This window comes from Tardiphaga sp. (genome assembly GCF_041424195.1).
Lineage (GTDB): Bacteria > Pseudomonadota > Alphaproteobacteria > Rhizobiales > Xanthobacteraceae > Tardiphaga.
This window is the reverse complement of sequence record NZ_JBGMOE010000054.1, coordinates 1-14286: the sequence shown is the minus strand read 5'-3', so window position 1 is coordinate 14286 and position 14286 is coordinate 1. Positions and strand designations below refer to the sequence as shown.

Below are 14286 nucleotides of genomic sequence, written 5' to 3'. Positions count from 1 at the left end.
AGCCTTCGCGCTCTGCGACTTCGCGCAGGCGCTGCGAGTTCGACGAGTTCGGCGCACCGACCACGATCAGTGCATCGACCACCGGCGCCACCTTCTTCACGGCAAGCTGGCGGTTGGTGGTGGCGTAGCAGATGTCTTCCTTGTGCGGCCCGTTGATCGTGGGAAAGCGGCTCTTCAGCACGGCCACGATTTCCGCGGTGTCGTCGATCGACAACGTGGTCTGGGTCACGAAAGCGAGATTGTCCGGGTCCTTCGGCTGGAAGGTCTGGGCATCCTCGGCGGTTTCGATGAGCTGCACAGCGCCCGGCGGCAACTGGCCGACGGTGCCGACCACTTCCGGATGATGCGAATGCCCGATCAGCAGGATTTCACGGCCACGCTTGAAGTGGATCGCCGCCTCGCGGTGCACCTTGGTCACCAGCGGGCAGGTCGCGTCCAGCGAGAAGAAATTGCGTTCCTTGGCATCGGCCGGAACCGACTTCGGCACGCCGTGGGCGGAAAATACTACCGGCGCGGAGGTGTTGTCCGGAATCTCGGCCAGTTCCTCGACGAAGATCGCGCCCTTGGTCTTGAGGCTGTCCACCACATACTTGTTATGGACGATTTCGTGCCGGACATAGACCGGCGCGCCATGGATGGCGAGTGCGCGTTCGACCGTATCGATCGCCCGGACGACGCCTGCGCAGAAGCCGCGCGGCGAACAAAGAACGATTTTCAGGGACGGTTTGGTCGTCATATCGGGGCGATCCAGGGGCCTGGGCACCAAAATGGCAGGTGCGATGGGTCAGATGGGCAAAAATCAGCCAAAGAGCTTGTCTGAATAAGGACTTGGGGCCGGTTTGCGGCGGTGTCAAGGCCGAACTGCCGGGCATTGCGCGGTTGCCCCCGGACAGCTTATATAGAGGCCTAATTCCCGTCATCACCGATGACCAGACGGCTTCGCCTCCGAAAGAGGTGGGCGAAGCGCAAAGGAGATGTGCCATGAGCAATGCCCCGCTGATGCCAAAGGCGACGGCCGTGTGGCTGGTCGACAATACGGCGCTCACCTTCGACCAGGTCGCCGATTTCACCAAGATGCATCCGCTCGAGATCCGCGCCATTGCCGACGGCGACGCCGCCCAGGGCATCAAGGGCATGGACCCGATTTCCAACGGGCAATTGACCCGCGACGAGATTGAAAAGGGCGAGAAGGACAAGAATTACCGGCTCAAGCTCGAAGAGAGCAAGGTGATCCTGCCGCCGGCCGCCAAGAAGAAGGGCCCGCGCTACACCCCGGTGTCGCGCCGCCATGAGCGCCCGAGCGCGATCCTGTGGCTGGTCCGCAGCCATCCGGAGCTCAAGGACAGCCAGATCATGCGGCTGGTCGGCACCACCAAGACCACCATCGCCTCGATCCGCGACCGCACCCACTGGAACGCATCGACCCTGACCCCGATGGATCCGGTGACCCTCGGCCTGTGCTCGCAGATCGAACTCGATTTCGAAGTGCAGCGCGCAGCCAAGGAAAAGCCGACCGACCAGGCTTATGGCGGCGCGACCCTGCTGCCGGCCTCGGAAACCACCCGCAAGGACGAGCTCGAAACCGCCGAGGGCGGCAGCGGCGACCTCAATGTCGACGCCGTATTTGCCAAGCTGAAGGGTATCGGCGGCGGCAAGAAGCAGGACGACGACGAAGAATAGGCGCCTGCGCTGCGCACAGATGCGCGGCGCCAACGGCAGAATTCAAAACGCGGCGGTTCATCCCGCCGCGTTTTTGTTGGCGTGCGGCGTCTAACAATCTTCACTTTCCAAATGTCATCGAATCCTGCGACATCCGACCTGCGCGAGGGGCGCATGGGGACAACGCTGCGATGGCATCTCTCTGGCTTGGTCTGGTGCGATTGCTGGCCGGCTTTCGCCGCGGCCTTCGCGATCCGGAATTTCGCGCGATCCTGTTCCTACTGGCCATCGCCATGACCGGCGGCGCGGTGTTCTTCCACGCCGTGGAGGGCTGGCCGTGGATCGACGCTGCCTATTTCAGCGCGATGGCACTCACCACCGTCGGTGATGCTACCCTGTCGCCGACCACGACCATCGCGAAAATCTTCACGATGCTGTTCTCGATATCAGGCATCGGACTGATGCTGGCATTCCTGTCGCGGCTCTCGACGTTTCGCGGGCATGAGGAAGGGCGGGAGTAAACTCACGCCTTCTTCAAAAACTCCGTGCGCAGCACCAGGCCCTTGACCTTGTCGGTGCGGCCTTCGATCTCGTCTTCGTTGTCGGTGAGATGGATGTTCTTGATCACGGTGCCGCGCTTGAGCACGGTGGACGAGCCTTTCAGCTTGAGGTCCTTGATCAGCGTGACGGTGTCGCCCTCGGCGAGCAGCGCGCCGTTCGAATCCCTGACCTTGATGTCCATGACATTGTCCTGATGGTGCGATGATGTGATGGCGCGCACCCAACAGGATGCGGGCGCTGAAAGCAACAGGCCCACGGTGAAACCGCAAAAAAGAAGGGCCGGCAGACATCGGCCCTTCAGTCACACAGTGAGAGATCGAAAGGATCAGAACTTGTAGGTGATGCCCGTGCCGATCAGCCACGGATCGAGCGTGACCTTGCCGGTGATCGGCGTGCCGCCGGCCAGCGTGCCTTCCCAGTCCGGCCGCAGCCACAGTTTCTTCACGTCGACATTCCAGCCCCAGTGCTTGTCGATCATGTAGTCGAAACCGAACTGCACCACGGGAGCGGCAGCGTCCTTCAGACGGCTGCTGGTGACGCCCACGCCGCTCGCGGTCTGGCTGAAGAACCATGTGTAGTTCACGCCGGCGCCGATATAGGGCTTGAACGCGCCGAACTCGGTGAAGTGATATTGCAGCGTCAGCGTCGGCGGCAGCAGCCAGGCCTTGCCGACATCGAGGCCGGCAATGGCGCCGTCGCCGGTGACGTGATGCCTGGTGACGCCGAGGATCAGTTCGGCGGCGACGTTCGGTGTGAAGAAGTAGGAGATGTCGAGTTCGGGCACGACCTGATCGGAGGTCTTCAGGCTGGAGCCCGGCACCTGGTTGACCGAACCGCCATTCTCCGGAATGACGCCGAGCACGCGCAGGCGGATCATCCAGGGATTCCACGCCTCGATCACCGGCGCCTTGGTGTACGGCGTCGCAGCCGGAAGATCGGCGGCGCCTGCCGTTGTCGCCATGCCAGTCATCGCCGTTGCCGCCATCAGCAACGACATGGTCGTGAAGATTCTCTTCATCGCGAAGCGCCCTGTCTCTCGATTCGTTCGGGGTGAACGATCTCACCCGATCCAATCCGAAAGACGCTCGCCACGGCGCTCACACGTTGATCTCCATCAAAAGCGAACGACCGCACAGCGTCTCGCTGCACGGCCGTTGCCTTTGGGTGACACAATGTTGCGGAATATCAATCCGCCGGTGTTACGGCCGGTTCGGATTGTTCAGCATGTATTCGCCGAGATTGCGCTGCGCACGATCGGCGCGCTGAATGGAATTGCTGCGCTGAACGTCGCGATCCTTGCGGCAGCTCGAATATTCCGGCGAGCCGACAGCGGCGCCTGTGCCGCGGCAGATCGCGTCATCGTCATCGCCAAGGCTTGACATAGGAATGTCGGTGCGGCGCGCGCAGGCGCCGAGCAGCGTTGCCGCCAGCGTCAGCGCGATGAGGGATGTCGAAGTCAGTCGCATGCATGGGTCCTGTCACGTGAGTGACGCCGTGTTTAGCGCGAAATGCGGGATTTGTAAGGTGGGTAGGATGGGTCGAGCGGAGGCGCATCGCGCCAAAGCGAAACCCATCGGCCGGGTCAGCGGCAGAGTGATGGGTTTCGCTCCGCTCACCCCATCCTGCGGCCGAGCCTCACACCCTGCCCTTCAGCGCCGTGCCGATCTCGTCCAGCACCTTGGGATCCTCGATGGTGGCCGGCATCGCCCAGTCCTCGCCATCGGCGATCTTCTTGATGGTGCCGCGCAGGATCTTGCCGGATCGCGTCTTCGGCAGGCGCCCCACGGTAATCGCCAGCTTGAATGCTGCGACGGGACCGAGCTTCTCGCGCACGAGCGCGACGACCTCTGTCTCCACCTCGGCAACCGGCCGCGCGACGCCGGCCTTCAGCACCAGGAAGCCGCACGGCACCTCACCCTTGATCGCGTCCTTGATGCCCAATACCGCGCATTCGGCGACGTCGGGATGCGAGGCGAGAATCTCCTCCATGCCGCCGGTGGAGAGCCTGTGGCCGGCGACATTGATGATGTCGTCGGTGCGGCCCATCACATAGACATAGCCATCCTCGTCGAGGTAACCGGCATCGGACGTTTTGTAGTAACCCGGGAATTCGTTGAAATAGGCTTCCTTGCAGCGTTCGTCCTGCTCCCACAGCGTGGGGAGACAGGCTGGCGGCATCGGCAACTTGATGACGATGGAGCCCATGGTGCCGGCGGGCACCGGCTTTGCAGCCTCGTCGACGACCTCCACCTTGTAGCCGGGCATCGGCACCGTCGGCGAGCCGTGCTTCACCGGCAGCTGGCCGAGGCCCACCGGATTGCCGGCAATGCACCAGCCGGTCTCGGTCTGCCACCAGTGATCGATCACCGGCACCTTCAACTGCTTCTCGGCCCAGTCCACCGTCGGCGGATCGGCGCGTTCGCCGGCGAGAAACAGCGTGCGGAATTTCGACAGGTCATATTGCCGGATGAACCTGCCCTCCGGATCTTCCTTGCGGATGGCGCGGAACGCTGTCGGCGCAGTGAACAGCGCTACCGCCTTGTGCTCGGCGATGACGCGCCAGAACGCGCCGGCATCGGGCGTGCCGATCGGCTTGCCCTCATACATGATCGAGGTCGCGCCATGAAACAGCGGCGCGTAGATGATGTAGCTGTGGCCGACCACCCAGCCGATATCGGAACCGCACCAGAACACGTCGCCGGGCGTGATGCCGTAGAGATTATACATCGACCATTTGAGCGCCACCGCATGGCCGCCATTGTCGCGCACCACGCCCTTCGGCTTGCCGGTCGTGCCCGAGGTGTAGAGAATATAAAGTGGATCGGTGGCCAGCACCGGCACGCAGGCCGCGGACTTCTTCGCGGTGATCGCCTTGCGACGCAACTCGGCCCAGTCGTGATCGCGACCGGCCACCAGATCGCAGCCGTGCTGCGGACGCTGGAGAATGATGCAGCCACCCGGCTTCACGCTGGAGAGCCTGATCGCCTCATCGAGCAACGGCTTGTACTGCACGATGCGACCGGGCTCGAGGCCGCAGCTTGCCGAGAAGATCAGCTTCGGCTTGGCATCCTCGATGCGGGTCGCCAGTTCCTTCGCGGCAAAGCCGCCGAACACCACCGAATGCACCGCGCCGATGCGCGCGCAAGCGAGCATCGCGACAACGGCTTCCGGCACCATCGGCATATAGAGAATGACGCGGTCGCCCTTGCCGACGCCGTGATCCTGCATGATGGCGCCGAGCACCTGCACTTCATGCAGCAACTGCGCATAGGTGAATTTGCTGACAGTCCCCGCCAGCGGCGAATCGTGAATCAGCGCGACCTGATCGGCGCGGCCACCGGCAACATGGCGATCCAGCGCATTGTAGCAGGTGTTCAGCACACCGCCGGCGAACCAGCGTCCATAGAGGCCCATTCCGGGATCGAACACTTTTGTCGCCGGCTCGATCCAGTCGATGTCCCTGGCAGCCTCGCCCCAAAACCCGACGGGATCTGCAATCGAGCGGGCATGCACGTCCCGATAGGTGCGGATATTGTCGATGTCCTGCTCGATGGCCATGGCGTTACTCCCGTGCACCGGCATTCCCGCCGGTCTTGTTGCCTGCCATTGTCACGGGATGGTCGGCTATTTCAAGGGCGCCTTTGGTTGCGGCCTGATGGCCGGATCCTTGATGGCTGGATCCTTGACCGCCGAATCCTTGACCGCCATCGCGGCGCCCAGTCGCTCGATCTCCATCGCCAGCGACTTGTAGTTGCCACGGGCCGCTTCGTGCTTCGGATCGAGCTTCAGCGCTGCGCCGAAATCCCTGATCGCGCGCGGACGATCGCCTTTCTTGCGCCAGAGCTCACCGCGCGCATTGAACAGGTCAGCCTGCCTGGCATCCAGTCTGATCGCGGCATCGTAATCGGCAATGGCAAGGTCCGCCTGATCCTTGCGCTCATGAACGCGAGCGCGCGCGATCAGCGCCTTGAGACGATCCGCTGCAGGCGTCCTGTCGTGCCTGATCAGGACCGTGCATTTGTCGAGCACGGCATCGTCGTCATTCGCGGAGATCACCGACATGCATGGCGCCGGATCCGGCTGCGGCTCGGGCGGCGGCGCATCGCCGGCCGCCAGTGCACCGTGCTGAAGCGCGCCCCACACCACAGCAACCATCACACAATGGCGCATCGGTTGTGTCCTGTTGACCAGCAGCTTCATTTGTCGCGCCTACCGTATGCTGGCATCGGCCGACGGATGCAGACCGATCGCCGGCTTGCGCGCAGCGACCGCCATCCGGCCAAGCTGCTGCCGATGCCGGATCGCGATATCGAGCGTGGGATCGCTTCGCACCGCCGCCTCGAAGTCCGCCAGCGCACGCACCATATCGCCCTTGTCGCGCCACGCGACGCCGCGATTGTTGTAGGCCATCGCGAGCTCCGGCTGAAGCTGCAGCGCCGTCGTGTAGTCGGTGATCGCGCGATCATATGCACCGCTGAGACTGAAGGCGTTGCCACGGTTCACGAAGTAGCTGGCCTTCGGCTCCAGCCTGATCGCGGCATCGAAATCGGCAATTGCGCGGCCATAGGCATTGTTGCGCGCATAGGACTGCCCGCGCGCATCGTAATGTTCCGCGGTCGGCTCCAGGCGAATGATGTCGCTCTGGTCGTCGATCACCAGATCGAAGCGCTTGACCTTGGCATAGGCCGCTGCGCGATCGATGAGACCCTGCACCCGCGTCGGATCGAGCCGGACCGCTTCATTATAGTCGCGAACCGCCAGCCGGTTTTCATGCATCGATGCGAAGGTCGCGGCGCGGCTTGCGAATAATCGGGCCTCGTTCGGCCGCAGCCTGATCGCGCGATCGAAGTCGTCGAGCGCCCGGTCGAACTTCTTGCCGGCCGCGAGCGCCTGGCCGCGGGCTTCAAGCGCTGCGGCCGAGAGGGGATCGAGCCGAACCGCCAGATCGCCATCCGCAATCGCGAGATCGACCTGTTCCAGCCGGAGCTGCAGCCCGGCACGCACGATCAGGGCTTGAACGCGGTCCGGCAATGTCGCCGTCGAGCCGATCACCAGGCCGCAGATGCCGAGCATCTGCTCGGGCGGCAAGGTATCGTCATTCGTGCAGGTGGCAGCGGTCTCCACCGCGCCCTGCGCGCGGGCGACCGCATGGGCCAGCGATGCTGCCGCAAAAACGGCGCACACCACCAACGTCCGAAACGGATGCCCCATGAAAGCCCCGGCAAGCCAGCGGGATCACTCTACCTGATCAGACCCCGCTCCCGATAGTAGCGTAACGCGCCGGGATGCAGGGGCACCGGGCTTCGGCTGACTGCACTCGCCAGCTTGATCTCGTGGCCGGCGCGGTGGGCAATGGCGAGCTCGTCGAGGCCGTCGAACAGCCGCTTGGTCATCTGATAGACGAGGTCGTCGGACACCGCGCTGCTCGTGACCAGATAATTCATCACCGACGCGGTCGGCACCGGTCTGTTCTGGCTGACATAGGTCCGGGCCGGAATCGTATCCGGCCTGAACGGCGCGCCGATCTTCCTGACCATCGCGGGCGGCACCGGCACGATGACGATATCCGTGGCCTCGCTGAGCTCCTTGATCGATGCCACGCCGAGACCCGCGGACTGCAGCGTGGCATCCAGCTTCTTCTCGATCATCATCGTGGTGGATTCGGCAAAGGAGATGTAGCGCACTTCACCGAGATTCTCGTAACGCAACCCCGCCGCGCCCAGAATGGTGCGGGCGTTCAACTCGGTGCCCGATCGCCGCTCGCCGACCGAGAGGCTTCTGCCCCTGAGATCGCTCAGCGTCCTGATGCCGCTGGCCTTGGTGGCAACGATCTGGATGTAGTTCGGATAGAGCGCGCCGATCACCCGCAGCCGGTCCTGCCTGCCGTCGAAGCCCGCGCTGGCATTGCCGGCCCAGGCGTCGTTGAGGGCATCGCCGAGCGCAAAACCCACCTGCCCGGTACCTTGCTGCAGCCGCGAGAGGTTCTCGACTGAACCATCGGTTGTCTGCAGCTGAACTTTCGCGCCGGGAATATCCGCATAGATCATCGCGATCGAGACGCCGAGCGGAAAATAGATGCCGGACGTATTGCCGGTCAGCAGCGTGATCGATGGCTCGGCGCGTGCCGCTGCGCTGCACATGACGACCACACTCGTCATGGCCGCTATCAGACGCTTCCTCATACTCATCTGTTTCCTGTCATTCAGGCCGCGAACGTGAACCGCAGCTCTCGGGGGGTCAACGACGTTCCCGCAGCGAACGTCGTTGCCGCGACGAAAGTTTCACCGGTAAGCCCTTGCGCCAGCCGGGCAAAACGGCATGAATGCGCCGCATTCAAGATAAAATGGCCGGCAAAGCCGGCTGCGGGGAATATCCCGGGGGAAGAAACATGGCTGACCAAAAATCAATCGCAAGCGATGACACCATTGCTGTCTCCGACGAGGCATTGGCGAAGGCTGAAGCCTTCATCGAAGCCGACGAAGGCGCAACAAATCGCCTGCTGGGCTGGGCCGGAACGATCTCCACCGGCATCGCCGTGGTGATGAGCCTGTTTCATCTCTATGCCGCCTACGCGATCGTACCGACGCAGGAGCTGCGTTATGTCCACGTCGCCTTCACGCTGATCCTCAGCTTCCTGCTGTTCCCCATGTCCGCGCGCTTCCGCAACCGCGTGCGCTGGTGGGACATCGTGCCGGGCATCGTCGCCATCGCCACCATCGTCTATGCGCTGTGGGGCGGCGACGATTTCACCGACCGTGCCACCGTGCCGGATCACATGGACGTACTCGTTGGCATCGTCTTCATCGTGCTGCTGCTGGAAGCGACGCGCCGCACCACCGGCCTGATCATGCCCGTCGTATCCGTCTTCTTCATCGCCTATGCGATGCTCGGCCCGCATCTGCCGGCGCCGTGGACCCATCGCGGCTATGACCTGCCGCGTCTGGTGGGCCATCTCTTCATCACGCTGGAGGGCATCTTCGGCGTCGCGGTGGACGTGTCAGCCACGCTGATCATCCTGTTCACGATCTACGGCGCCTTCCTCTCGATGTCCGGCGCCGGAAAATTCTTCATCGATTTCTCGCTATCCTTGATGGGGAACAAGTCGAATGCCGCGGGCCGCACCGTGGTGCTGTCGTCGTTCCTGCTCGGCGGGCCGTCCGGCTCAGGCGTCGCCACCACGGTGATGATCGGCACCGTCGCCGCGCCGATGCTGGCCAAGGCCGGTTTCGAGAAAAATGCTGCCGGCGGCCTGCTTGCCGCAGGCGGTCTCGGCGCGATCCTGTCGCCGCCGGTGCTCGGCGCCGCCGCGTTCCTGATCGCCGAATTCCTCAAGATCAGCTATCTCGACGTGATCTGGATGGCGACCATCCCGACCTGTCTCTACTATCTGTCGCTGCTGATCATGGTGGAGATCGACGCCAAGCGGTTCGGCGCCCACAATGTCAATGTCAGGCCCGAGCTCAGCCTCGGCGTGATGATGAAGCGGTACGGGTTCCACTTCATTTCCCTGCTCGCCGTCGTCGTCTTCATGATCATCGGCTACTCGCCATCGCTGTCCGTGTTCTACGCTACCTGCGTTACCTTCGTGCTCAGTTTCCTGCGCAAGGACACGGCATTGGTGCCGAAGAAACTTGTGAAGGCACTGGCCGATGGTTCGATCGGCGCACTCAATGCCGCCACCACCTGCGCCTGCGCCGGCATCGTGGTCGGCGTCGTCACGCTCACCGGCCTCGGCCTCAAGTTTTCGTCGATCGTGATTTCCTATGCGGGCGGCAGCCTGCTGATGACGGCGATCTATACGGCGCTGATCGTCTGGATCATCGGCCTCGCGGTGCCGGTGACCGCTTCCTACATCATCTGCGCCGTGATCGCGGCCCCCGCGCTGATCAAGCTCGGCGTGCCCGACTACGCCGCCCACATGTTCATCTTCTATTACGCGGTGCTCTCGGAAGTCTCGCCTCCCACCGCGCTGTCGCCCTTCGCAGCGGCAGCCATCACCGGCGGTGATCCCTACAAGACCACGCTGCAATCGTGGAAATACACACTGCCGGCCTTCCTGGTGCCGTTCGTCTTCGTCTGCGACCCGCAAGGCGTCGGCCTGCTGCTGAACATTCCGAAGGGCGGCTCGTGGGTGGATATCGTCGAGATCACCCTCAAGACCACTCTGGGATTGCTGGCGCTCGCCGCCGTCGCGCAGAACTGGGCACTGCGACAAAACACCCCGATCGAGCGCGGCCTGCTTCTGCTATCGGGATTACTCCTGGTGTTTCCGAGCCTGATCGAGGCGATCATCGAATCGATCATCGGTCGCGACATCAGCTACACATTCGTACCCGGCCTCATCATCGGCCTCGGCGTGCTGCTGTGGCAGGTAAGGACGAGAAGGCTACCGGTACCGGCATGACCAACAACAGAAACGAATAACGTCAAGTTATCGCACGACGCGGACGCCGCAGATAAGTGGCGCCGCCCACTTCAGGGAGTGACGCGATGAAATGCAAGGTTCGGAGATACAAGGCCCTGAAATACAGGACTTTGCGCTACAGGGCTTTCGGCCTTGCCTTGCTCGGCATCGCCTGCGCGGGTGGTACGGCCTCGGCCGAGGAAAAGACCATCGCCATTGCCACCGGCGGGACCGGCGGCATCTTCTATCCGCTCGGCGGCGGTCTCGCGAACCTGCTGTCGAAGAAGCTCCCGCACACCCAGGCCACCGGCGAAGTCACCGGCGGCAGCGTCGACAACATCAAGCTGCTGGAGACCGGCCAGGCCGATCTCGGCTTCATGACCGGCGACGTCGCGTCCGACGCCGTGAAAGGCGAGAACAAGTTCAAGAAGCCTGTTCCGCTGCGCACCATCGTCGCGGTCTATTCCAGCCCCGTCCATGTGGTGACCATCGCCGGCACCGGCATCGAGAAATTCGCGGATCTCAAAGGCAGGCGCATTTCCGGCGGCGCGCCGGGCAGCGCGACGGAGGCGCAGACCTTCCGCCTGCTGGAGGCTGCGGGCCTCGACAAGGACAAGGACGTCAAGCGCGAGCGCCTGTCGGTGGCGGAATCCGCGGCCGCGCTCAAGGATCGCAAGATCGACGCCTTCTTCTGGGGCGGCGGCGTGCCCACCGCAGCAGTCGTCGATCTCGCCGCCTCGCCCGGCGTCACCATCAAGCTGATCGACATCGATTACCTGCTCGAGCCCATCGTGAAGAAATACGGCCAGATCTTCGCGCCCAGCGTGATCAAGGCCGGCAGCTATCCGGGCCAGACCACCGACAGCCGTGGCTTCGCCGCCTGGAACCAGATCATGGCCACCGACAAGATGTCGGACGAGACGGCCTATGCGATCACCAGGGCGATCTTCGAGAACAAGGCCGATCTCGTCGCCGTCCACAAGGAGGCCGAGAACATCAATCTCGCCACCCAGACACCCGCGGAGTCGCCGGCGCCCTATCATCCCGGCACGCTGAAATATCTCAAGGAAGTCGGCGCGGTGAAATAGTCACTGCGCCATCACAAGAAAACTGGAGGAGAGCAAGACCATGTTCAAGCGTTTCAGGAAGACCTCGATGGCTGTGGCTGTCATCGCGACGGCCGGCCTGGCCGGCGCGGCGATCGCGCAGCAGAAGACCATGGCGATCGGCACCGGCGGCACCGGCGGCGTCTACTACCCCCTCGGCGGCGCCATCGCCAATGTGCTGTCGAAGGCGCTCCCGAATACCCAGGCCACCGCGGAGGTCACCGGCGGTTCGGTTGATAACCTCAAGCTGATTGCCTCTGGCCAGAGCGAGATGGGCTTCAGCATGGCCGACGCCGCGCTCGACGCCTTCAAGGGTGAGGACAAGTTCAAGAGCGGCAAGGTCCCGCTGCAGACGCTGCTCGTGGTCTATCCGAACCGCATGCATGTGGTGACCGTGGATGGCACCGGCATCGAGAAAATGTCCGACCTCAAGGGCAAGCGCGTCTCCACGGGTTCGCCGGGCAGCGCCACCGAGGTGATGGCCTTCCGCGTGCTGGAAGCCGCCGGTCTCGACAAGGACAAGGACATGAAGCGCGAGCGGCTCGGCGTCGCCGAGAGCGTCAATGCCATCAAGGACCGCAAGATCGACGCCTTCATGTGGGTCGGCGGCGTACCGACCGCAGCGGTGACCGACCTTGCGGCAACGCCGGGACTGAAGATGAAGCTGATCGATCACGCCGATCTCGCCGACAAGATGAATGCGAAATACGGCAAGCTGTATTCGCCATCGACGATCAGCAAGAGCATCTATCCCGGCATGGACAAGGACAACGCCAATACCGAGGTCTGGAACATCATCGTTACGGGTAACAAGATGAGCGATGACGATGCCTACAACATCGTCAAGACGCTGGTGGAGAAGAAGGCCGACATCGTCGCCGTGCACAAGGAGGCCGAGAGCTTCTCGCTCGACAACCAGGTGCAGGACCGCTCGCCGGTGCCGTTCCATCCGGGCGCGCTGAAGTACTTCAAGGAAAAGGGCATCGGCAAGTAAGGCCGGCCATAACAAGGCCAGACTTCAGGCCGCGACGCCCCGGGGCATCGCGGCCTTTGCCTTGAAGGGTAACGAAATAGTCACCCCCTGCCGCCGCCAGACTCATTTTGTTCATCATGCCCATGCCGGAGACGCGGCCTTCGGACGCTGTCATCCCCGTTTAGTACCGAATGCTTAAGGATGGTATTGCATTGCGGTAGCAACTCGTAGTGCAACCGCGTAGTTTGCGCGCAACTCGTCCCTTGGGACACACGATTACAAAGGACTCCTTCGAAATGTCGTCGTCGATTCGCTTCCCGTCCCGCCGCTCCGTGATTCTCGGTGGCGCCGCCGCCCTTGGTACCCTGCCGATCCTCACCCGCCGCGCCAGCGCAGCCGAGTGGCCCACCAAGCCGGTGAAGTTCATCGTTCCGTTCGCAGCCGGCGGCACCACTGACATTCTGGCCCGCGTCGTCGCGCAGAAGATGTCCGAAGAGATGGGCCAGCAGTTCATCGTCGAGAACAAGGCCGGCGCCGGCGGCAACATCGCCGCTGACTTCGTCGCCAAGGCGGACGGCGACGGCTACACCTTCCTGGTCGGCACGCCCGGCACCCACGCCATCAACAAGTTCGTGTTCAAGAACATGACCTATGATCCGGTCAAGGATCTGGCGTCGGTGATCGTGATCGCCAAGGTGCCCAACCTGTTCTCGGTGACCAATTCGCTGCCGGCCAAGAGCGTCAAGGAATTCATCGAACTCGCCAAGGCCAAGCCGGACGAATATTTCTACGGCACGCCGGGCCTCGGTTCGACCGCGCATCTGTCGACCGAACTGTTCAAGTCCATGACCGGCGTGAAGCTGACCCACGTGCCCTACAAGGGCAGCGCCCCCGCGCTCACCGACCTGATCGGCGGCCGCGTCCATGTGATGATCGACAACCTGCCGGCGGCGCAGCCTTTCGCCGAGAGCAACCAGATCCGTGCGCTGGCCGTCTCCACCAGCAAGCGCTGGGAGCCGATGAAGGACATTCCAACCATCGCCGAAGCCGGCGTTCCCGGCTACGACGCCGCCTCCTGGTTCACCATCGCAGCCCCCGCCAAGACGCCGAAAGACATCATCGCCAGGCTCAATGCCTCGACCGACAAGTTCATCAAGTCGGCCGACGGCACGGCCCGCCTGATCAAGCTCGGCGCCGATCCCACCGGCGGCTCGCCGGCCGATATGGATGCCTATGTGCAGTCCGAAATCGAGAAGTGGGGCAAGGTTGCCCAGTTCGCCGGCATCAAGCCCGAGTAGAGGCTAAGCAGGATTGGCAGGGCGCCTCATTCGCGCCCGCCTGTCTCGCTCTCTTCCTGCGCTCAATCGAAGGGCACGCGCTTCAGCGCGTGCCCTTTTGCTTTCAAGGCTGGCGATTGCTCATCGCTGGACTAAGCCCGGAGTTTCCACTGACGCGTGTGGCCGGGATCGCCGCAAACATTTTTTCCTATTACTATTGACAACATCCCCATCTTGATTATTTTCCCCTTCGTCCTGCCCCACCGAGAGGGGCGATCGCGATCGTCACGATTGCGGGGCGGGATG

14 protein-coding genes are annotated in these 14286 nt (G+C 63.0%); 6 read left to right on the top strand and 8 right to left on the bottom strand.

The window, feature by feature from the left end; translation table 11 throughout:
• A partial coding sequence (gene ispH / locus ACEK02_RS08780) for a 4-hydroxy-3-methylbut-2-enyl diphosphate reductase (RefSeq protein ID WP_371421340.1) occupies positions 1-736 on the bottom strand: 736 nt, incomplete at its 3' end.
• 245 nt (positions 737-981) lie between these two features.
• Here ispH and ACEK02_RS08775 point away from each other — a divergent pair.
• On the top strand, positions 982-1680 hold the full coding sequence (locus ACEK02_RS08775) for a DUF1013 domain-containing protein (protein ID WP_371421339.1): 699 nt from the start codon (positions 982-984) through the stop codon (positions 1678-1680).
• Between the two features lie 170 nt (positions 1681-1850).
• Positions 1851-2180, top strand: a complete 330-nt coding sequence (locus tag ACEK02_RS08770) for a potassium channel family protein (RefSeq protein WP_371421338.1) — start codon at positions 1851-1853, stop codon at positions 2178-2180.
• Between the two features lie 2 nt (positions 2181-2182).
• Here ACEK02_RS08770 and ACEK02_RS08765 read toward each other — a convergent pair whose 3' ends face one another.
• The 7 genes from ACEK02_RS08765 to ACEK02_RS08735 form a co-directional block, all read right to left on the bottom strand.
• Entirely contained in the window at positions 2183-2401 is a 219-nt protein-coding gene (locus tag ACEK02_RS08765; RefSeq protein ID WP_011665834.1) for an alkylphosphonate utilization protein, read from the bottom strand.
• Between the two features lie 144 nt (positions 2402-2545).
• Positions 2546-3238 (bottom strand): OmpW family protein, encoded by a 693-nt coding sequence (locus ACEK02_RS08760; RefSeq protein WP_371421337.1) that lies wholly within the window; start codon positions 3236-3238, stop codon positions 2546-2548.
• Positions 3239-3419: 181 nt separating this feature from the next.
• A complete protein-coding gene (locus tag ACEK02_RS08755; protein ID WP_371421336.1) occupies positions 3420-3686 on the bottom strand; it encodes a hypothetical protein in 267 nt (88 codons plus the stop codon).
• 169 nt (positions 3687-3855) lie between these two features.
• Entirely contained in the window at positions 3856-5778 is a 1923-nt protein-coding gene (locus tag ACEK02_RS08750) for a propionyl-CoA synthetase (protein WP_371421335.1), read from the bottom strand.
• A gap of 66 nt (positions 5779-5844) precedes the next feature.
• Positions 5845-6390 (bottom strand): tetratricopeptide repeat protein, encoded by a 546-nt coding sequence (locus ACEK02_RS08745; RefSeq protein ID WP_371421334.1) that lies wholly within the window; start codon positions 6388-6390, stop codon positions 5845-5847.
• Positions 6391-6429: 39 nt separating this feature from the next.
• A complete protein-coding gene (locus ACEK02_RS08740) occupies positions 6430-7404 on the bottom strand; it encodes a tetratricopeptide repeat protein (protein ID WP_371421333.1) in 975 nt (324 codons plus the stop codon).
• Positions 7405-7460: 56 nt separating this feature from the next.
• Positions 7461-8402, bottom strand: coding sequence for a TAXI family TRAP transporter solute-binding subunit (locus tag ACEK02_RS08735; RefSeq protein WP_371421332.1), 942 nt, complete (start codon positions 8400-8402; stop codon positions 7461-7463).
• A gap of 206 nt (positions 8403-8608) precedes the next feature.
• Here ACEK02_RS08735 and ACEK02_RS08730 point away from each other — a divergent pair, with 206 nt between their 5' ends.
• From ACEK02_RS08730 to ACEK02_RS08715, 4 genes are all read left to right on the top strand, one after another.
• Complete coding sequence (locus ACEK02_RS08730) at positions 8609-10624, top strand: TRAP transporter permease (protein ID WP_371421331.1); 2016 nt, start codon at positions 8609-8611, stop codon at positions 10622-10624.
• Positions 10625-10710: 86 nt separating this feature from the next.
• Positions 10711-11712 carry a TAXI family TRAP transporter solute-binding subunit gene (locus ACEK02_RS08725; protein WP_371421330.1) on the top strand — a complete coding sequence of 334 codons (1002 nt, stop codon included), beginning with the start codon at positions 10711-10713 and terminating at the stop codon, positions 11710-11712.
• Positions 11713-11752: 40 nt separating this feature from the next.
• Positions 11753-12724 carry a TAXI family TRAP transporter solute-binding subunit gene (locus ACEK02_RS08720; RefSeq protein WP_371421329.1) on the top strand — a complete coding sequence of 324 codons (972 nt, stop codon included), beginning with the start codon at positions 11753-11755 and terminating at the stop codon, positions 12722-12724.
• Between the two features lie 275 nt (positions 12725-12999).
• Positions 13000-14001: a Bug family tripartite tricarboxylate transporter substrate binding protein gene (locus ACEK02_RS08715; protein WP_371421328.1), complete on the top strand. Its 1002-nt coding sequence runs from the start codon at positions 13000-13002 to the stop codon at positions 13999-14001.
• The last annotated feature ends 285 nt before the right edge of the window (positions 14002-14286 follow it).